The following is a 17936-nucleotide window of genomic DNA, read 5'->3' on the forward strand; positions in this document are numbered from 1 at the left end:
AATAAGAAAAAGGAATATACAATAAAGAAGGAGAATGGTTTATAAATAAAGGGAGGTTTTTAACGTGGCAGACAATCAAGTAAAACAGCTTCCGGCACGTAGTGAGATTACAGAAGAATTAAAGTGGCGTCTGGAAGATATTTTTGAAACGGATACAGCATGGGAAGAAGAATTTAAAGCGATCGGAAAGCTTGCTGGTGCTGCGGCCTCTTATAATGGCACACTCGGTAACAGCGCTGAGCAGCTATATTCGTTTTTTACGTGGCAGGATACGCTTTTAGAGCGCATGGGCAGGTTATATACGTATGCACATATGCGTTACGATGAAGATACGCAAAATGGTCATTATCAAGGAATGAATGACCGGGCGAAGATGCTGTATACGCAAATTGCCGGCGCATTGTCGTTTGCTGATCCAGAAATTTTGTCCATTGATGAGGAAAAAATTAATGGCTTTGTGGCTTCCTACGAGCCGCTTTTACTTTACAAAAAAGTGCTTGATGATTTGAATAAGCAGCGTCCGCACGTATTGTCAGCAGTCGAAGAGAACTTGCTGGCGCAGGCGTCAGATGTGCTCGGGTCATCAAGTGCAACGTTTGGGATGCTGAATAACGCAGATCTTGAGTTTCCGGTCATTCAAGATGAAAATGGGGAAAACGTACAAATTACGCATGGTAATTACGTTCGCTTTTTAGAGTCTTCAGACCGCCGTGTACGCGAAGAAGCATTTAAAGCGGTATACGCAACATACGGAAAATTCAAAAACACGTTTGCATCTACATTATCAGGACAAATTAAAAAAGATAATTTTTCCGCTCATGTCAGACATTACGGAAGTGCACGTGAATCTGCGTTATCACGTAATCATATTCCAGAAGAGGTATATGACAATCTCGTCAGCACGATCAATAAAAACTTGCCGCTTTTGCACCGGTATATCGCACTTCGTAAAAAAGTGCTTGGCCTCGATGAGCTGCATATGTACGATTTGTACACGCCACTCGTCGCAGAAGGCAAGTTTGACGTGAATTATGATGAAGCAAAGGCCCTTTTATTAAGAGGATTGAAACCACTTGGGGAAGAGTATAATGGCATTCTCGCACAAGGGCTTGAAGGCCGCTGGGTGGATGTTGTTGAAAATAAAGGGAAACGCAGCGGGGCGTATTCATCCGGTGCGTACGGCACGAATCCATACATTTTAATGAACTGGCAAGATAATGTAAATAACTTGTTTACGCTCGCTCATGAATTCGGTCACAGCATTCACAGTTACTACACACGTGCGAATCAGCCATATATTTATGGTGATTATTCGATTTTTGTTGCGGAAGTGGCATCCACGTGCAACGAATCGCTTTTGAATAACTATTTGCTGAAAACGACAGAAGATGAGAAAAAGCGTATGTACTTGTTGAATCACTTCTTGGAAACGTTCCGCGGCACGGTTTTTCGCCAGACGATGTTTGCTGAATTTGAACACCTCGTTCATGAAAAAGCACAAAATGGAGAAGCATTGACAGCCGATGGATTAAGCGCGGCGTATTATGAATTAAATAAAAAATATTTCGGCGATGACATGGTCATTGATGAAGAAATTGCGCTTGAATGGGCACGCATTCCACATTTCTATTATAATTATTATGTATATCAATATGCGACGGGCTTAAGTGCAGCGATTGCATTGTCTTCGCAAATTTTAGAAGACGGCGAACCTGCTGCAGAACGATACATTAATGAATTTTTGAAGGCTGGCAGCTCAGCTGATCCAATTGACGTATTAAAGAGTGCAGGTGTGGATATGACGGCAGCTGATGCCATTGAATCCGCATGCAAAGTGTTTGAAAAGTCACTTGAAGAAATGGAAAAACTATTGTCTTAATATGGGATTTAACACTGTCAAATCCATTGTTATGACAATTAGGTGAACGGATCGGACGCACCTTGCAATATATGTGCCAAACATGATAGGATAAGGGTGTGAAATTGATCACTTATAAACATATACCCCTTTGTTTGACTGTGAAAAATTTCTTCAATCCCCTTTGTTCGTAAGGAAAAGCCTCGCTTCGGCGGGGCTTTTTCTAGTTGACGTAGAAAAACTCACATCAGTTAGATTACAATCATCAACCACTGAATCAAACCTTTTAATCATCACTCCTCATTAATTCTTTTCATAATCAAAAATTAAAAAAGCATTATTCTATGCGTGAAGAAACAGATGTTTACGCTTAGGAAGAAAAGTGTAATACCAGTGAATGAACGTTCTCAATAGGGAATCTAGTTTATCGTTTGGTTTTTTTAAAAATGTGCTTGTACTGATCGGTACGTCCAAACACTTCTTTCTTTTTTACATAGTTTATTAAAGAAGGGAGGAATTGGCTGCTAGGGCACATCAAAGGCAAATTCAACAAGGAAGCGCCAACGCTAACAACGTTGATAAACGGTTAGACATGTGGGCGGAAATGGTAGCAGATCAACAAGAATAGAAGAAAAATGCTTTTATTTAAATTTAAAAATTGAAGGGAGGGTTATAGTATGTCAGGATGTCATAACAGCGTTGAGAAACGGTTAGCTATGTTGGAGGATCTCGTAGCAGGTCAACAAGAACAGATTGATCGTTTAAGAAAAAAAGTGGATAAACTTGAAGATAAAGTGGATAAACTTGAAAAGAGAGTAGATCAACTTGAAGATAGAGTAGATAAACTTGAAGATAGAGTGGATAAACTTGAAAAGAAAGTAGATAAACTTGAAAAGAAAGTAGATAAACTTGAAAAGAAAGTGTGTAAACTTGCAGATAGAGTGGATAGACTCGAATGTTAATAAGATTTAGCAGAAAAGTAGCCATTGTTTACACGTCATAATGAGCGACTCTTCAATCGTAATCAGTACGCAGACCCAGCCTTCAAAAAGAAGACTGCGTCTGCGTTTTTAAAAAATAAAAAAACAACCTCGCTTCAAGTGGAATTATTGAAAAGCGAAGTTGTCAACGGTATAAGACGCCAGCAGCACCGACGTCTTTTTTTATTATATATACTCCCAGAAAGTGCCGTGCTTTGTATCGATTTTGCGCACTTTTTGCTGTAACTGCAGCTTTTTCAATTCTCGTAAAGCATGAACTTCTGAACAATCGTACACTTCACTAATTTCAGTCGTTGCTGCAATTCTGAAATATTGCATGAATTCTTCAAGCGGCGGTGGATCGAGCGGCTCGGGTATTTCTTCCAATATTTCCTGCAAAATTTGAACGTAAATATCGTATGAATAAAGTCCAGCAATTTTAATGCCTTCATCTTCTATTCGTTCATTGAAAAACACGACCGTCGGTGCTTCGTCTACATCCATTTCACATGTAATCGTCAAATCACATTGAAAGGCTTTCGTCGCCCCAGTGGAATGAATATCGTTTAAAAATTCGCCCTTATCTAGTCCCGATTCTTCTGCACACCGGCTCAATACAGCTAAATCAGATACATTCTCTCTGTCTAAAAAAAACTGTTCCTGCAGTTTACGTAAAAACTTACTTCCTGCCCTTCTTCCTTGCAATTCCGCTGCTTTTATCGCAATTGATGCAAGAAAAGGAGAGGAAACAGAGTCTTCCACCCAGAGCGATTCATTGCACGCAAGTCCGCTCTGTTCAACAGCAAGGGGCCGTCTCGGTGCATTTAAAGAGGTCAGTTTTCCGGTCAGCACTTGCTTCAGTTTAAAATAATGCCCATATTCTATCTGCAGTTTCCGGAGCTTCGGATCAAGTGCCCAGCATTCCGGACAAAGTGGATCAACAAATACATATAGCTCGAGCGGTTTTTGCCGGTTAGAGCAAATACGATCAGGTAATTGTATTGAATTCACAGAACATCATCCTTATCATTCGGCCGGTTTACCATGTGGCGTGCCGTTTGTGTAAGCCGTTCAAAAAAGAAAGTCCGCAAATCTCCGTGTAACTGCACCTCATCCATTGCCGCATTCATACAAGCTAGCCAGGCATCTGCTCGTACCGGTGTAATTGGAAATGGCAGATGGCGTGCTCGGAGCATGGGATGCCCGTGTTCTTCGGTATAAAGGGGAGGACCACCCAAAAACTGTGTCAAAAATTGCTTCTGTTTCCGGGCCGTCTCCGTTAAGTCATAGGGGAATATCGGCACAAGATCCGGATGTTGCGAAACGCGGCTGTAAAATGCGTCAACTAGCTTTGAAAGCTGTTCTTCGCCAATGATGTCGTATGGAACATTGGATTGCTTGGCCATAAAATGTACTCCTTTTATTTCATAGTATATATTCATTTTAACAAGGCTTCTGTTATAAAACAAATGAAGTGCTTCACACAAAAAAACCAGCTCTACGTATTGTAGTAACTGGTTACTTTTTTTACATAATTTTGTGTTTCGCTGAACGGCGGAATGCCGTCGTACTTTTTTACGTTGCCTGGCCCTGCATTATAGGCTGCAAGTGCCAATGTTGTGTTGCCATCAAACATGTCGAGCATTCGACGCAGATATTTGGTACCCCCAAACACATTTTGTTCTGGATCAAACGAATTTTGTACACCAAGATCACGTGCGGTTGCTGGCATGAGCTGCATGAGTCCGGACGCGCCTGCATAGCTGACCGCATTCGGGTTAAAATTGGATTCCTGTTTGATCACAGATTGAATGAGTTTTTTCGGCACATGATATGTTTCTGCAGCCCTTGTAATAATATCATCATAATCTGTCGCTGCGGCCGATAAAACGTCTGCACCGGCTTTTGTATAAAGAGCAGGCCCAGAGGCAACGGTGCTCGATTCATTTGCATTTACAATGTCAAGTCCCTGCACGAGCGCCTGCTGTAAAATGGATCCGAAGACCATAGAATGAGCTGTTGGTGTCAAAAAAGGAGAAGTAGTCTTCGTTGCTGGCATGGCATTCATCATCGTTGAACGAATCATCGTATTAAAGAAGCTTGTATCCACGTTAATGGCCTCCGTTTTGAAATTGTGCGTGATAGAAACGGCGAATTTTATTTTCAGCCGGTATATATTCGATATTGAATGAATTTAGAAGCGCAAGAAAAGTCTGCTCACCTGAAAGATCTTTTGCTTCATATTCAATTTCGTAATCTTCATGGTTTACATATGTGCTGTGATCAAAAACGAGCAGCCCGCCTTTATAGTCTATTTCAGCACGTGTTGTAGACAATGTACCGAAATGAAAAACGGCATTTTTACCGGTGTGTTTACGGGCAGCAGCCATCACATCGTTATCTGGAATGCCACCAGATAGGGAAGCAGTTACGTCATCATTTGAGAGAGCAACGGTTGATTCAAGCAATCCGACTTCAGCTGGTTCCTTTAATGTCATTTCAGCTCGTCCATTTTTTTCACGAATGCGCAAGGCAGCACCGGCTTCTTTTAGTGAAAAGTCAGCCGTGTCGAAATAATGGTTATGTTGTGTGGTAAAGGGGCCGGGATGAAAGGATTCAACCAATTGATCAAATTGTTCTTTTGACAGCAAACATTTAAATTCAATTTCAATTTCCTGGTTCATTTATCTTCCTCTTTTTCCAAAAAAGTCATTACTCTCATTGTATCCTGTTCAGACAATGTTTAAAAGAACAAAATGTGGTAAAATGGTTACGATGTTTTGAATGAACGGACGTTATAAAGGAGAATTAGATATGAGAACAAAATGGCATTTTACGAACACAGAATGGGTGGAAGGGGTGCTTCGTCTATTATCAGAAGAAGACGTTGAAGTCACACACTTGCAGGCAAGGAACCAGGTGATTACCGATTCAGACGCCTTTGCCTTTGTATATTTGGCTGAAGCGGAACCTGGATATGTGTATGTGTATTTGCACGAAAGCACATGGCTGGACGTAAAAAAAGCGATTGATGGCAAGCATCCACTCGAAGCGGTCGGTACGGACGGAACATTTACACTTGCCTCTTTTCAAGAAGAAATGGAAGAGCTCGTTGCTAATATTGAAGGGAACGGCAATTACGGCGAGGAAATGGTGGAAAAAGTAGAACGAGTCTTTTTCGCTGAACAGCACTGATGGAGGATGCAATGGAAAATTGGGATGAATTTTTATCACCTTATAAGCAGGCAGTAGAAGAGTTGAAGGTGAAACTGCGCGGAATCAGGAAGCAATTTACGATGAGTGACGATCGTTCACCAATCGAGTTTGTGACAGGCCGAGTGAAGCCAGTCCCGAGTATTCTTGATAAAATGAACACGAAAAGAATTCGGATGGATCGCCTTCATCGTGACATGCAGGATATTGCGGGACTGCGTATGATGTGTCAGTTTGTCGAGGATATTAAAAAGGTCGTTAGCATTCTCCGGAAGCGAAATGATTTCAGAATTGTAGAAGAAAAAGATTATATATCCCACAAAAAACCGAGCGGCTACCGGTCCTATCATATGGTCGTTGAATACCCAGTTCAGACGATTCACGGGGAAAAGAAAATTTTAGCAGAAATTCAAATTCGGACGCTAGCGATGAATTTTTGGGCAACGATTGAGCATTCGCTAAACTATAAATACAACGGCGACTTCCCGACGGAAATTCAAATGCGTTTGCAGCGTGCGGCAGAGGCAGCATTTCGGCTCGATGAAGAGATGTCGCTCATCCGTGAAGAAATACAAGAAGCGCAAAAATTTTTTACGAAGAAAAAGGAATGAAGAATAATCGACAGGGGTGAGACAGATGAAGTTTGCAATTACGTCAAAAGGTGATGCGAAGTCCAATGCATTAATGCACAAAATCCGTAATTATTTAACTGATTTTAAACTGGCATACGATGAAAGTGAGCCGGATATTGTTATTTCAGTTGGCGGTGATGGCACACTGTTATACGCGTTTCACAGATACAGCGGTCGGCTGGATAAAACGGCGTTTGTCGGAGTTCATACCGGTCATCTCGGCTTTTATGCGGACTGGACGCCGAATGAAATTGAGAAGCTTGTCATTGCTATTGCACGGACGCCCTATCAAATTATCGAATATCCGCTTTTAGAAGCCATTATCCGCTATCAGCACGACGGCAAAGAAACACGCTATTTGGCATTAAACGAATCAACGGTGAAAAGTGTGGATGGGACGCTTGTCATGGATGTTGAAATACGCGGCGAACATTTTGAACGGTTTCGCGGCGATGGATTATGTGTATCGACTCCATCTGGAAGTACGGCATATAATAAAGCGCTTGGTGGAGCGATTTTGCATCCGTCCATCCGTGCATTACAGCTTGCGGAAATGGCTTCGATCAATAACCGTGTGTTTCGGACAGTCGGTTCACCGCTCATTTTGCCGGCACATCACACATGTATGTTAAAACCGGTCAACCGGCTGGACTTTCTGGTGACCATTGACCATTTGACAATTTTACACAAAGACGTCAAGTCGATTCAATATCGTGTTGCCAGTGAAAAAATTCGATTTGCGCGTTTCCGTCCTTTCCCGTTTTGGAAAAGGGTGCATGATTCGTTTGTCAGCAACTAACATGACACCCTTTGAATTAAGCTGGACGGCGGATGAAGACGGCATGCTGTTGCGAACATTTTTGCAGAAAAAGTCGATTTCAAAGCGGGCGCTTACGGATATAAAATTTGCCGGTGGTTTTATTTTAGTGAACGGAGCAGAAGTAAACGTACGTCACGTATTAAAAGCGGGTGACGCTGTACGGGTCATTTTTCCGAGGGAAGTGCCGTCAGACAGTATGCAGGCAGAACGAATAGCACTTCATGTGTTGTATGAAGATGAGGTGCTGATCGCGATTGGGAAGCCGACAGGAATGAATACTATTCCGTCGCGTGAACATCCGTCCGGATCGCTTGCCGCTGGATTGCTCGGATTGTATGAAGAGCAAGGGATTGCAGCAACGGCTCATATTATTACACGGCTCGACCGGGATACATCGGGCATTGTGCTGGTCGCAAAAAACCGTTATATTCATCATTTACTGTCTGAAATGCAGAAAAAGAAACTCGTTTTTCGCCGGTATGAAGCATTCGCTGAAGGTGTATTTTCTGATGAAACCGGTGTTGTTGATGCGCCGATTGGCCGGCGTGATGACAGCATTATTGAACGAATGGTACGGCCGGACGGGCAAATAGCGCGGACCGGTTACCGTGTGTTGAAGCAGTACGCTCACTTCGCGCACATTGAAGTGAAGCCGGAAACAGGCCGAACGCATCAAATTCGTGTACATATGGCCCATATCGGCCACCCGCTTGCTGGCGATGATTTGTATGGCGGCCATCTGCAGCGGATAAAGCGGCAAGCACTGCATTGCGGTCATCTTTCATTTATGCATCCGTTGACGGGTGAAGAGATGAACATTGTCATGCCAATGCCGGATGATATGAAAGAAATGCTTAACTAAACAAACCGTCCATCCATTATGGAGTACGGTTTGTTTATGTTTATCATGTTCAATCAAACTCCCGGAATTTTTCGGGAACGAGAGGCTGTTTCGAAGGGATCGATACGGTGTCGCGTTCGGGCCAGCGGAGTGCTGTCAGCTTGCCGCCAAAGACGCAGCCAGTATCAATGTTGATGCTTCCGTTTAATGCACGCGGCTCTTTAACAGGTGTATGTCCATACACGATAAACGGATCACCGGTATAATTTTTTGCCCAGTCGCGCCGAATAGGCGAACCGTCCGCATGTTTCTCGCCGGTAATATCCCCATAGAGGACAAATGTTTTCACTCGTGAATCATGCCGCCCGATGTAGTCAGCGCGTATGCCGGCATGGGCAATAATGAGCGCCCCGCTGTCCACCATTTGATAAAGCGGCGACTGTTCATACATGGATAAAAAGCGGCTGCGAATCTTTTTATAGTCCCGTGCTGAAAGCGAGTCGAGTTCAGCGACCGTCGTTTCTAAACCGTGTGTTTTTTGAACCTTATTTCCAACAAGGTAACGGTATAATTTATTGCAGTGATTGCCGGGCGCGTATAGAGCGGACTGTTCGTCAAACAGACGGCAAACGACATCAAGAACGCGAACAGAATCCGGACCGCGATCTGTCAGGTCGCCGACAAAAGCGAGCGTCCGGCCAGCGGGATGAACAGGAATGCCCGAGTCCCATGAATAGCCAAGCTTCAACGTTAATGAACGAAATTCATCTAAACAGCCGTGTATGTCACCAATAATATCTAAGTTCATCAAAACGCCTCCTTGAAAATATACATATTTAAAGGGTAAATAAGAGAGCAGACGAAAAGTTTACTGCGATATCGTGCACAAAAAGAAAGGTGGAAGTTCGTCACTAGTTATTGTCGTCATAAGCGGCTTTTTTAACACCGTTTTGCTGAAGCAACTGAAGCTTGTTTTGATTGTATCATATCGCTTTGCACTCGACTTTGAGGGGATCTGTCGGTTGGAGAGGCATTTAAAACGGCTGATTTAATTGAAAAAGAGGTTATACTTCTTAAATAGAGCATGAAAATATTGAAATGGAAATACGGAGCTGAAACAGGATTTACGTTGATTTTTTCTGTAATCATGCATATAAAGTGAATCTTTGGAAAAGAAAAAAAGACCGAAAACGGTCTTTTTTCGTAAATAAACGTATTGATTCATTTGTTCATATACTATCCCAATATATTGTAACCAGAGTCAACATAAATAATTTCACCAGTGACTCCTCTAGAAAGGTGGCTAAGTATAACAAGAGTCATGTCGCCTACTTCTTCTTGAGTCACATTTCTCTTCAAAGGTGACTTCTCTTCAATATGATGAAGAATGGTATTGAAAGCTGGAATTCCCTTGGCCGCCAGTGTTCGAACGGCTCCTGCTGAAACAGCATTGACTCTAATATTGTCTTTACCCAAATCGAGTGCCAAGTATTTCACACTGGCTTCAAGAGAAGCTTTTGCAACACCCATTAGGTTATAACCTTCCACAGCGCGTTCTGCTCCAAGATAAGTCATTGTAACAATGGATGCTCCTTCTGTCATATATTGACGAGCTTCTCTTGCTACAGCAATTAATGAATAGGCACTAGTATCTTGGGCAAATGCATATCCGTCTCTAGATGTTTCTACAAAATCACCCTTTAAGTCTTCTGCATGAGCATAGGCAATAGAATGAACCAATCCGTGAATGACACCAACTTTTTCACCTATATCTTTAAATGCTTTGCGAATACTATCATCATTATTTACATCACAATGGAAAATATATTCTGATGGATAGTTATTTTTCTCTAATAGCTTCGTTATTTTTCCTAGAGATCGTTCCAATCTGTATGTATAAATTACATTTGCTCCTGCTTTATAAAGGGCTTCTGCTACACCCCAAGCTAAGCTCCGTTCATTGGCGACACCCATAACTACAATATTCTTGCCTTTTAATTTAAGTATATCTTCCATTTCAGCCTCCATTGAAATAGGTACAGTTTAATATCAATATTTAATATACCTGCTTTTGTTATCTGGTATTATATTATAACATTTTATTTAAATATCCTAGGGTTGAGTCCAATAAATATTTATCAACTAGCAAAGTAATGTTAAGAAATCCTAAAAAGTTTACGGAAATATGCAGTGGGCTATGAATTTGATCAATCTATGACAAAGAAGAATGAGGGGAAAATAGTTGAATTAAAACAAAATGAAGAAAAATTTGAGTCAGCACTTGTTGAGTATGGAGAATTTATATAAGTTGTCATCTTGTTTAGGACAATCAGATCAATAAGGCTTGCTTGAAAATAAATTAATTTCCACATTATCGGAAATTAATTTTTTAGAAAACTGTCCATATCGGGCAGTTTTTTTGCATATACTGGACAAAAAGCGGAGGTGCTAAAGGCGTGAAAAAAGAACAGGGACCGCTCTTATACATCGGACAGCCAACGCTTAAGCATGTGCAGCCAGTTATGCAGGAAATTGTGAAAGCCGGTGAAGTGCCTGAAACACCAGAAATAACTGAAACGCCAGAAATACCAATTAAACCTGTAACAAAAGAGACTAAACCTGTAACAAAAGAGACGCCGTCAGGATCAGGTAGATTACTTCCGTTCAAGGAAATGAATGTGGAGGAGAAAGTCATTTACTTGGCGCAGCGCAGAATTCCAGTGCCATGTCAGTTTGAATGGAAAAATGGATCCGTGCGTGGGATCATTGAACGTTTTGATGGAGATAATGTGTGGGTGCTTGAGGAAGAAGGGAAAGAAACAGTTCGTGTTCCAATTGCAGAAATTGTATATATTCGAATTGCTGGTACATGAAAAAAGCCCGCCGTGGGGGCGGGTTAAAATTAACGGCATACATTTAAGTCCACGTCTTTAATACACTGAACCGCAAGAAAATCATTTAAATCAACGGTAACGCAACTACGGGTCTTTTTAAAGTTTTCGACTTTGCATACTTTTTTGAGGCTGATGTCGCCATCGTCCGCAAGATTAACAGGATCAAAGTCATGGTCAAGCGGCAGTAATACACGAAGGCGGGCACAACCGCTGTCAAACACATCTTCAACACGGAAAAAGATGGATACACATCCTGTTCTGCAATGATCATTATCATCAGCTTCTGCAGGATCAAAGAAAGCGAAAAACGGTTTTCCTTCCTTCGTTGTAAGTGTAATCACACGTGTATCTGCATTGCGTCGGCGTGGACCGTCTAAGTCTCCAAGCGGCTCGGCGAAGCAGTCTTTGCAGTCTCTGCAGTCATCATCTTCTTTTGCATCTTGAATGTCGCGAATTGCGCGTACAACTTCGCGAACGCAGCTTTCAGAACGCTGACGCAGATCATCATTGTCAAAATCGTCGCGATGCTTATGGCATCCCATCATGCACTCCTCCTTAAAATATCGGTACACTAATACTGTATGAAATCTGTTCTCTTCGGCGTGGACAATTGCCGCTATGAGCAGAATTTTTTTTTGTTTTCAGGACATACTGATCAAAAACGGAGGTACATATCATGAAGAAATGGGCACTCACCATCTTGCTGCTGGCGGGATGTGCACCGGAACATGATGGAACAGTGATCTTGGAAACGGCTGATCCGGATGCTGTGCAGCTTGACGGAAAACATGATGGATTTGCTGAAAAAATCAAAAAAGAAGCAGATTCGATTGAAACTATTTACGATACGGCTGTTATAAAAGGAAAAGACCAGCTGCTCGTAGCGTATAAAGTGCGTCATCTTGACCGATTTAACATGAAGGAAATTGAAAAAGATCTTGATAAACGCATTCAGAAAATGGAGAGTACGGAAGAAGTGGTGGTTTCGAGTGATTACAAAATTTTCCTTGAAGCCGTCCGATTAAAGGAAGACATGGAAGCGGGCCATCTGACGGAAAAAGAAGCGAATAAACGGCTGTCTGAAATTATTAAATTGAAAGAGGAGATGGCCTAATGAAGCCGGAGAATTATAAAAAGCTTGCTTCAAAGTACGAACCAAAAAAGCCGGTGTTAAAAAATTGCATTCGCGCGTTTTGGACAGGCGGTCTTGTTTGTATAATCGGTCAAGCCGTATCCTATTTCTTTATTTTCTTTTTTAACTTTACCGAGCAGACAGTAGGGAACCCAACAGTGGCGTTCATGATCTTTTTATCCATGCTGTTAACAGGATTCGGCGTATATGATAGACTTGGCCAGTTTGCGGGTGCTGGCAGTGCGGTGCCGGTAACGGGATTTGGCAACGCCGTTATTTCAGCGGCGATTGAACATCGTTCAGAAGGATTCGTACAAGGGGTCGGAGGCAATATGTTTAAACTCGCTGGTTCGGTCATTTTATTTGGCGTTTTTTCTGCTTTTATTGTAGCGCTTATTAAATCTGTTTTTTAAAGGAAAGGAAGAGACGAATGATCGCAATGTTTTTTTGGGCATTTATTATCGGTGGCCTCATATGTGTTATCGGTCAGTTGATGATGGATGTTGGCAAGTTAACACCAGGGCATACATTATCGATACTCGTCGTAGTAGGTGCTGTGCTTGCCGGATTTGATTTATATGAACCGCTTATTGATTTTGCGGGAGCCGGGGCAACGATTCCGATTACGAGCTTCGGCAACGCACTCGTGGCTGGTGCGATGCAAGAAGCGGAAAAACATGGAGTCGTTGGTGTGTTGACCGGTATGTTTGAAGTAACAAGTTCTGGTATTTCCGCAGCAATTGTGTTTGGTTTTATGGGCGCCATCTTTTTTAAACCAAAAGGGTGAGCGGCCCAACCTCTTTTTTTGATTCTCCATATGATAGTAAGGAGAATAGAGAAAGGGGGAAATGACAATGGGTTACTATGGTGGCGGCTGCTGCGGTGGAAACGGTGGTGGATACGGCGGTTCAAGCACATTTGTTTTAATTGTTGTTTTGTTCATTTTGTTGATCATCGTTGGCGCAAGCTTTTATTGATTTTTAAAAGGGGGAGCCACAGTGGACAACAAGTTCTTTGGCAAAATTGAGAAAAAAACAGGCGTGCGTATGAACGACGTGTTCGCTCTTGTTGATTCGCTTCAGTATGCTGATTTCCGCGATGAACGAACAGTTCGCGCAGTCATTGCACAAACGGCAGCACTTGCCGGTAAAAAAGTACCGAAGCAAGTAGAAGACGAACTCGTCAAAACGATTATAAAAGATGGCAAAAAGCTGAATATAGATGCCATTACGAAAATGATTAAATAAATGTAATGTAGTGTAGTGTAGTGAAGAGTGGCCGAAAAGTCGCTCTTTTTTTCACGTAAGCAGGAAGAAGGTTGTGATTTTTGCAAGAATGGTTTTGGTGAGACATAAAACGGCTAAACAATACATATATATCTATGTACATATATTTTATGTTGAAAGGAGGAAAAGAGATGGGCTACGTGCTGCCGATCCCACAGTATCAGTATAGCCATTATAGGGAACGGGTTTTAAATGAATCGAGTAGAGGCGATACCTACATCGATCCAGCTGCCAAAGTATCGTTTGATAAAATTTTACGCGATCGTGCTGAGCCGCAAATGAGTGTGGAAGAACGAAGGAAAAAGCGGCAACATGAACATGAAGCATTCCGCGTACACCTTGCTCAAATTAGCAGAAAGGGATTTGAAATTGATAAACTGGCATAATGAAAGAAGGAGCGCACCATGACGAATTCATAGAAAAAGCTTATTCATCTATTATAAGAGAATAAGCTTTTTTTGCGTTTATAAAGGCTTTGTCATTGTTTTGTGCACGATACCGGCATCTAAAAACTCATCGGAAACGACTTCGTATCCTCGCTTTTCGTAAAAAGGAATTGCCTGTACTTGTGCATCAAGCTTTAAGGCAGTGAGTTGTGGAACAGTGGCTGCATGCTGCTCAATCGCGCCCATAATGAGGTCGCCGGCTCCTTGCCCGCGGGATTCTTTCAACACACAAATACGTTCTACTTTCCCGTAGTAGCCAACGGTGCGAAAACGACCGGCACCACACGGACTCATTTCGTCATCATATAAGACAAAATGAACGGCTTCATCTTCGAGTTCATCAATTTCAATTGAAGCAGGGACATTCTGTTCATTGACAAATACAGTCATCCGAACAGAATAAGCGTCTTCCCGCTGTTTTAAATCGGTTGCTATGACTACTTTCAACTTGTTAAGCATCCTTTCCGAGTAAAAATGTTTCATGAACAGTCCACACGCCATTTTCAGACTGATAGAGCAAATGGAATTGATCGGCGGTTTCAGTTAAGTCAATCGATTCCATTTTCAGTGATCCGTACACATCAGAATGTTCATCATCTGATAATTTCTGTCCGATAGTGATGTGGGGAACGAATGGGAACGGCTCTTCACCAGGGAAATGCTCTGTGTGCATCATGTCATAAAGAGACGTGAGTGTTTCGTTACGGTCTACTTTAAAATAAATGACATTGCTCACTGGTTCAAACGATTTTACTTTGCTGACATGATACGAAAAAGGCTGATGGATCGCCGCGATCTTATGCAGTTTTTCTGAGATGGAAGCAAGATCATCGACGCCTGCATCAAATGAACTCTTTAATGTAATATGCGGTGAAACGAGTGCATAATGCGGGTCATAGCGTTTCCGATAACCGTTTACTCTATCTTGCAAAGGTTTAGATGGAAAAATAACAACACCGTATTTCATTTCGTTCACTCTCCCTAGAAATAGCATTTCTTCATTAGTATAACAAAAATGACGAGGAATGCGGTATCTTAAGCATTACTCCTCATTCAAACATTTTCGATAGCGCCCGCTTCATATCCGGTTGCCAGTACGTCCACATATGTCCGCCGTCAAACTCTTCATAAAAATAATCAAATTTCTTTTTAGAAATCAATGAATGAAGCGCCCGATTCGGCGTTAAAAAGTCTGCTGTTTCCCCATTAGTCATTTTCACGTTCGTCTCGTCCGTTCCAATCACATGATACAACGAAAGTTTGCAATCAGAATCTGCTCGTTCGACCGCATTCATGACTGAGCTGTCAACGAAGGGCGAATGCATGATCACTTTCCCGAAAAGATTCGGATACGCAAGTGCAGCCATGAGCGAAACCGTCGCCGCAAGCGAGTCACCAGCAAGCGCCCGTCCGAAACGATCATTGTGACCGGGAAACTTTTCATCGAGATAGGGAACGACTTCGTGAGCTAAAAAGCGAATATATGCTTTTTGCTTGATACCGTCCGGATGATACTTTTCCCGGCGATCGTCTATATTAGTGTATGGAATTCCGACGATAATCATGTTTTCAATTTCATCTTGATCTAAAAGCTCATCCGCGACACGCGGAATGCGCCCCATTTGGAAGTAATCCTTGCCATCCTGGCATAGAAGAAACGAATACGTATACATTGGTGAAAAGTCAGCTGGCACGTAAATCAAAATCGGTACATCTTCGCCAAGTTCTTTTGAATGGATGACATCATCCTGTATCGTCCCGCGTCTCATCATTAAATCCCTCCTAAAAACAAGTCAGCTCATTTTACCATACACCTTATGTTTTCGGACAGATTGTCCGACGAGAATCTCGTTGATAGGGAGATTCACATGTCTTGTTGTTTTAAACAACATATAGGAATGTGTTATGATGGGAAAAACAACCGAAACGAAGAAGGTGGCAATGTGGGAAGAATCGGGACGCTGCGGCGGGCACCGGAAATTGTGGCGGTGTTCGCGAAGCATGGCTTTGCGGGATACATAAAAGACCTCGGACTAGCGGAGAAAATTCCATTCACGAGAAGAGGGGGAAAAGAGCAAAATGTAAAAGGCGAGCAGCTGCGGCGGGCACTTGAAGAACTCGGACCGACATTTATAAAGCTAGGCCAGTTTTTATCAACGAGAACGGATCTATTGCCGCCATCTTGGACCGACCCGCTGTCCAAACTGCAAAGCGGTGCACCAGTTGTGCCTTTTGAAGAAATTAAAAAGATTGTCGAATCAGAAGCGGGGCAGCCGCTTGACGACTGGCTTATTTATATGGAAGAAGTACCGATCGGCGCTGCATCCATTGGTCAGGTGCACCGTGCTGCACTGAAAGACGGAACAGAAGTCGCCATTAAAGTTCGCCGTCCAGGCATCGAACCGATTATTCGCAATGACATGTCGATTTTACGGCAGCTTGCGAATCTTGCAGAGCGCAATTCAGAGCTTGCACGGCAAGTAAGCTTAAAAGCGATTATCGATGACTTCGTGAGCTCGCTCCGCAGAGAAATGGATTACCGGATGGAAGCAACGGAATCGGCCGGTATGCGGGAAACAATAAAAGAAAAGTATGTTTACGTGCCGCTTATTTATCCGGAATGCTCAACAGAGCAGATGCTTGTGATGGAATATATGGACGGAAAGCCGTTGCATGGAGAAGTCATCGCTGGAATGGACATAAAAGAGCGTCAAGAACTTGCTCAATCCTTGTCTGAAACGGTGTTGCGCCAAGTGTTTATTGATGGCGTTTTTCACGCCGATCCGCATCCGGGGAACTTGTTATTATTGAAAGACGGGCGCCTTTGTCTTATTGATTTTGGCAACACAGGACGACTATCTGATGAGATGCGGCATTTGCTGTCAGACTCCTTATTTGCCCTCGCTGACCGTGATGCGGCAGCACTGTCCATGCTCGTGCTTGAAATGGGATCACGAAAACCGGTCGATCGCCGTATGTTACAGCGCGATATTAGCCGATGGATGGCGGGCTATATGGATATTGAATTAGCTGATGTGGAAATGGGTACGATGCTGCAGGAGCTCTTCACCGTTGCGGGCAGTCATAGCATTAGCATCCCGAAAGACTTCGTACAAGTGGGGCAGGCCTTTTTAAAAGTTGAGCAGACCGTCATCGCACTTGACCCAGGCTCAAGCCTTTCAGGAATGGTGCGAGATATGTCACTCGAAGTGCTCTTAGGCCGCATCCATCCGAAAGAACTCATGCGCGGATCACGTTCATTTGTGCGCTTAATGAAAATGGCCGCAGACAAGCTTCCTGGCGTCCTAAATGAAACGTTGAGCGAATGGGAAGGCGGTCAGCCGAAGCTAAAAATGCACGTCACCGCCGATGAAAATATCATGAAGCGGATCGAGCGGATGGCGTCAGCGCTTGTTCTGAGCATCATGATGCTCGCCTTCAGCATCGTCATGGCCGGTATTTTCGTATCTATGCGAAACCAATCACCGCTCACCGGCACAAACACATTCCATATCGGCATGCTGACTGCTGTCATTATGACCATTATCTTTCTCATTGTCATCCACTTAATGTGGCGAAAAATAAAATAAAAAATCGTTGACACCTAGCTGACAATTTCATATAATAGAACTTGTCAGTAAAACGATTCCTTAGCTCAGCTGGGAGAGCGCTACCTTGACAGGGTAGAGGTCGCTGGTTCGAACCCAGTAGGAATCATTGGGTGTTAAAACCCCTGAGAGAGCGTCAGGAACACGGTTTCTCTATGAAAAGACCACTTCTTCGGAGGTGGTCTTTTTTTGTATCTATGGAGTGCATGGGGACGAACTGGGGACG

The 17936-nt window shown here is 42.8% G+C and carries 24 protein-coding genes and 1 tRNA gene; 15 read left to right on the forward strand and 10 right to left on the reverse strand.

The window, feature by feature from the left end; genetic code table 11:
• The first annotated feature begins 64 nt into the window (after window positions 1-64).
• Window positions 65-1879 (forward strand): oligoendopeptidase F, encoded by a 1815-nt coding sequence (gene pepF, locus A3M5_RS0100465; RefSeq protein ID WP_018391783.1) that lies wholly within the window; start codon window positions 65-67, stop codon window positions 1877-1879.
• A gap of 656 nt (window positions 1880-2535) precedes the next feature.
• Complete coding sequence (locus tag A3M5_RS21855) at window positions 2536-2820, forward strand: coiled-coil domain-containing protein (protein WP_018391785.1); 285 nt, start codon at window positions 2536-2538, stop codon at window positions 2818-2820.
• Between the two features lie 204 nt (window positions 2821-3024).
• On the opposite strand, the gene A3M5_RS0100480 is transcribed toward A3M5_RS21855, so the two are convergent.
• From A3M5_RS0100480 to A3M5_RS0100495, 4 genes are all read right to left on the reverse strand, one after another.
• Complete coding sequence (locus A3M5_RS0100480; protein WP_018391786.1) at window positions 3025-3849, reverse strand: ClpXP adapter SpxH family protein; 825 nt, start codon at window positions 3847-3849, stop codon at window positions 3025-3027.
• Window positions 3846-4244, reverse strand: coding sequence for a globin domain-containing protein (locus tag A3M5_RS0100485; protein ID WP_018391787.1), 399 nt, complete (start codon window positions 4242-4244; stop codon window positions 3846-3848). The genes A3M5_RS0100480 and A3M5_RS0100485 overlap by 4 nt, the downstream gene beginning before the upstream one ends.
• Before the next feature lie 92 nt (window positions 4245-4336).
• The gene (locus A3M5_RS0100490; protein ID WP_018391788.1) at window positions 4337-4948 is read right to left on the reverse strand and encodes a lytic transglycosylase domain-containing protein; all 612 of its coding nucleotides are present in this window, start codon (window positions 4946-4948) and stop codon (window positions 4337-4339) included.
• Between the two features lies 1 nt (window position 4949).
• On the reverse strand, window positions 4950-5522 hold the full coding sequence (locus tag A3M5_RS0100495) for a CYTH domain-containing protein (protein ID WP_018391789.1): 573 nt from the start codon (window positions 5520-5522) through the stop codon (window positions 4950-4952).
• 130 nt (window positions 5523-5652) lie between these two features.
• On the opposite strand from A3M5_RS0100495, the gene A3M5_RS0100500 reads away from it, so the two are divergent.
• Genes A3M5_RS0100500 through A3M5_RS0100515 form a run of 4 tightly spaced genes read left to right on the forward strand, consistent with a single transcriptional unit; the run spans window position 5653 to window position 8365 of the window.
• Window positions 5653-6033, forward strand: a complete 381-nt coding sequence (locus A3M5_RS0100500; protein ID WP_018391790.1) for a UPF0738 family protein — start codon at window positions 5653-5655, stop codon at window positions 6031-6033.
• Between the two features lie 11 nt (window positions 6034-6044).
• Entirely contained in the window at window positions 6045-6662 is a 618-nt protein-coding gene (gene yjbM / locus A3M5_RS0100505) for a GTP diphosphokinase (protein ID WP_018391791.1), read from the forward strand.
• A 25-nt stretch (window positions 6663-6687) separates the two neighbouring features.
• The gene (locus A3M5_RS0100510) at window positions 6688-7482 is read left to right on the forward strand and encodes an NAD kinase (protein ID WP_018391792.1); all 795 of its coding nucleotides are present in this window, start codon (window positions 6688-6690) and stop codon (window positions 7480-7482) included.
• Entirely contained in the window at window positions 7460-8365 is a 906-nt protein-coding gene (locus A3M5_RS0100515; RefSeq protein WP_018391793.1) for an RluA family pseudouridine synthase, read from the forward strand. The genes A3M5_RS0100510 and A3M5_RS0100515 overlap by 23 nt, the downstream gene beginning before the upstream one ends.
• A 49-nt stretch (window positions 8366-8414) precedes the next feature.
• On the opposite strand, the gene prpE is transcribed toward A3M5_RS0100515, so the two are convergent.
• Window positions 8415-9152 (reverse strand): bis(5'-nucleosyl)-tetraphosphatase PrpE, encoded by a 738-nt coding sequence (gene prpE / locus A3M5_RS0100520; RefSeq protein WP_018391794.1) that lies wholly within the window; start codon window positions 9150-9152, stop codon window positions 8415-8417.
• Window positions 9153-9580: 428 nt separating this feature from the next.
• Entirely contained in the window at window positions 9581-10360 is a 780-nt protein-coding gene (gene fabI / locus A3M5_RS0100525; protein WP_018391795.1) for an enoyl-ACP reductase FabI, read from the reverse strand.
• A 440-nt stretch (window positions 10361-10800) separates the two neighbouring features.
• Between fabI and A3M5_RS0100535 the strand changes: the two genes are divergently transcribed.
• On the forward strand, window positions 10801-11217 hold the full coding sequence (locus tag A3M5_RS0100535; protein ID WP_018391797.1) for a CotO family spore coat protein: 417 nt from the start codon (window positions 10801-10803) through the stop codon (window positions 11215-11217).
• A gap of 29 nt (window positions 11218-11246) precedes the next feature.
• On the opposite strand, the gene A3M5_RS0100540 is transcribed toward A3M5_RS0100535, so the two are convergent.
• Window positions 11247-11780, reverse strand: coding sequence for a CotY/CotZ family spore coat protein (locus A3M5_RS0100540; RefSeq protein WP_018391798.1), 534 nt, complete (start codon window positions 11778-11780; stop codon window positions 11247-11249).
• A gap of 134 nt (window positions 11781-11914) precedes the next feature.
• Here A3M5_RS0100540 and A3M5_RS0100545 point away from each other — a divergent pair, with 134 nt between their 5' ends.
• The 6 genes from A3M5_RS0100545 to A3M5_RS0100570 all read left to right on the forward strand — a co-directional run bounded on the left by A3M5_RS0100545 (window position 11915) and on the right by A3M5_RS0100570 (window position 14042).
• Window positions 11915-12352, forward strand: coding sequence for a YhcN/YlaJ family sporulation lipoprotein (locus A3M5_RS0100545; protein WP_018391799.1), 438 nt, complete (start codon window positions 11915-11917; stop codon window positions 12350-12352).
• Window positions 12352-12783, forward strand: coding sequence for a stage V sporulation protein AC (gene spoVAC, locus A3M5_RS0100550; RefSeq protein ID WP_018391800.1), 432 nt, complete (start codon window positions 12352-12354; stop codon window positions 12781-12783). The genes A3M5_RS0100545 and spoVAC overlap by 1 nt, the downstream gene beginning before the upstream one ends.
• Before the next feature lie 17 nt (window positions 12784-12800).
• The gene (gene spoVAE, locus A3M5_RS0100555; RefSeq protein ID WP_018391801.1) at window positions 12801-13157 is read left to right on the forward strand and encodes a stage V sporulation protein AE; all 357 of its coding nucleotides are present in this window, start codon (window positions 12801-12803) and stop codon (window positions 13155-13157) included.
• Between the two features lie 67 nt (window positions 13158-13224).
• The gene (locus A3M5_RS23960) at window positions 13225-13347 is read left to right on the forward strand and encodes a YjcZ family sporulation protein (protein ID WP_018391802.1); all 123 of its coding nucleotides are present in this window, start codon (window positions 13225-13227) and stop codon (window positions 13345-13347) included.
• 21 nt (window positions 13348-13368) lie between these two features.
• Window positions 13369-13617 carry a stage VI sporulation protein F gene (locus tag A3M5_RS0100565; RefSeq protein ID WP_018391803.1) on the forward strand — a complete coding sequence of 83 codons (249 nt, stop codon included), beginning with the start codon at window positions 13369-13371 and terminating at the stop codon, window positions 13615-13617.
• A 170-nt stretch (window positions 13618-13787) separates the two neighbouring features.
• On the forward strand, window positions 13788-14042 hold the full coding sequence (locus A3M5_RS0100570; protein ID WP_018391804.1) for a hypothetical protein: 255 nt from the start codon (window positions 13788-13790) through the stop codon (window positions 14040-14042).
• A gap of 78 nt (window positions 14043-14120) precedes the next feature.
• Here A3M5_RS0100570 and A3M5_RS0100575 read toward each other — a convergent pair whose 3' ends face one another.
• From A3M5_RS0100575 to A3M5_RS0100585, 3 genes are all read right to left on the reverse strand, one after another.
• Window positions 14121-14549 carry a GNAT family N-acetyltransferase gene (locus A3M5_RS0100575; RefSeq protein ID WP_018391805.1) on the reverse strand — a complete coding sequence of 143 codons (429 nt, stop codon included), beginning with the start codon at window positions 14547-14549 and terminating at the stop codon, window positions 14121-14123.
• 4 nt (window positions 14550-14553) lie between these two features.
• Window positions 14554-15069, reverse strand: a complete 516-nt coding sequence (locus A3M5_RS0100580; RefSeq protein ID WP_018391806.1) for a YjcG family protein — start codon at window positions 15067-15069, stop codon at window positions 14554-14556.
• Window positions 15070-15151: 82 nt separating this feature from the next.
• Window positions 15152-15871 carry an alpha/beta hydrolase gene (locus tag A3M5_RS0100585; protein ID WP_026221533.1) on the reverse strand — a complete coding sequence of 240 codons (720 nt, stop codon included), beginning with the start codon at window positions 15869-15871 and terminating at the stop codon, window positions 15152-15154.
• Window positions 15872-16045: 174 nt separating this feature from the next.
• Between A3M5_RS0100585 and A3M5_RS0100590 the strand changes: the two genes are divergently transcribed.
• Together A3M5_RS0100590 and A3M5_RS0100595 are read left to right on the forward strand one after the other, a co-directional pair.
• Window positions 16046-17692: an ABC1 kinase family protein gene (locus A3M5_RS0100590; protein ID WP_018391808.1), complete on the forward strand. Its 1647-nt coding sequence runs from the start codon at window positions 16046-16048 to the stop codon at window positions 17690-17692.
• Window positions 17693-17746: 54 nt separating this feature from the next.
• A tRNA-Val gene (locus A3M5_RS0100595) sits at window positions 17747-17819 on the forward strand.
• Window positions 17820-17936 lie beyond the last annotated feature (117 nt).

It is taken from the genome of Bacillus sp. 37MA (assembly GCF_000372765.1).
GTDB lineage: Bacteria > Bacillota > Bacilli > Bacillales > Domibacillaceae > Domibacillus > Domibacillus aminovorans.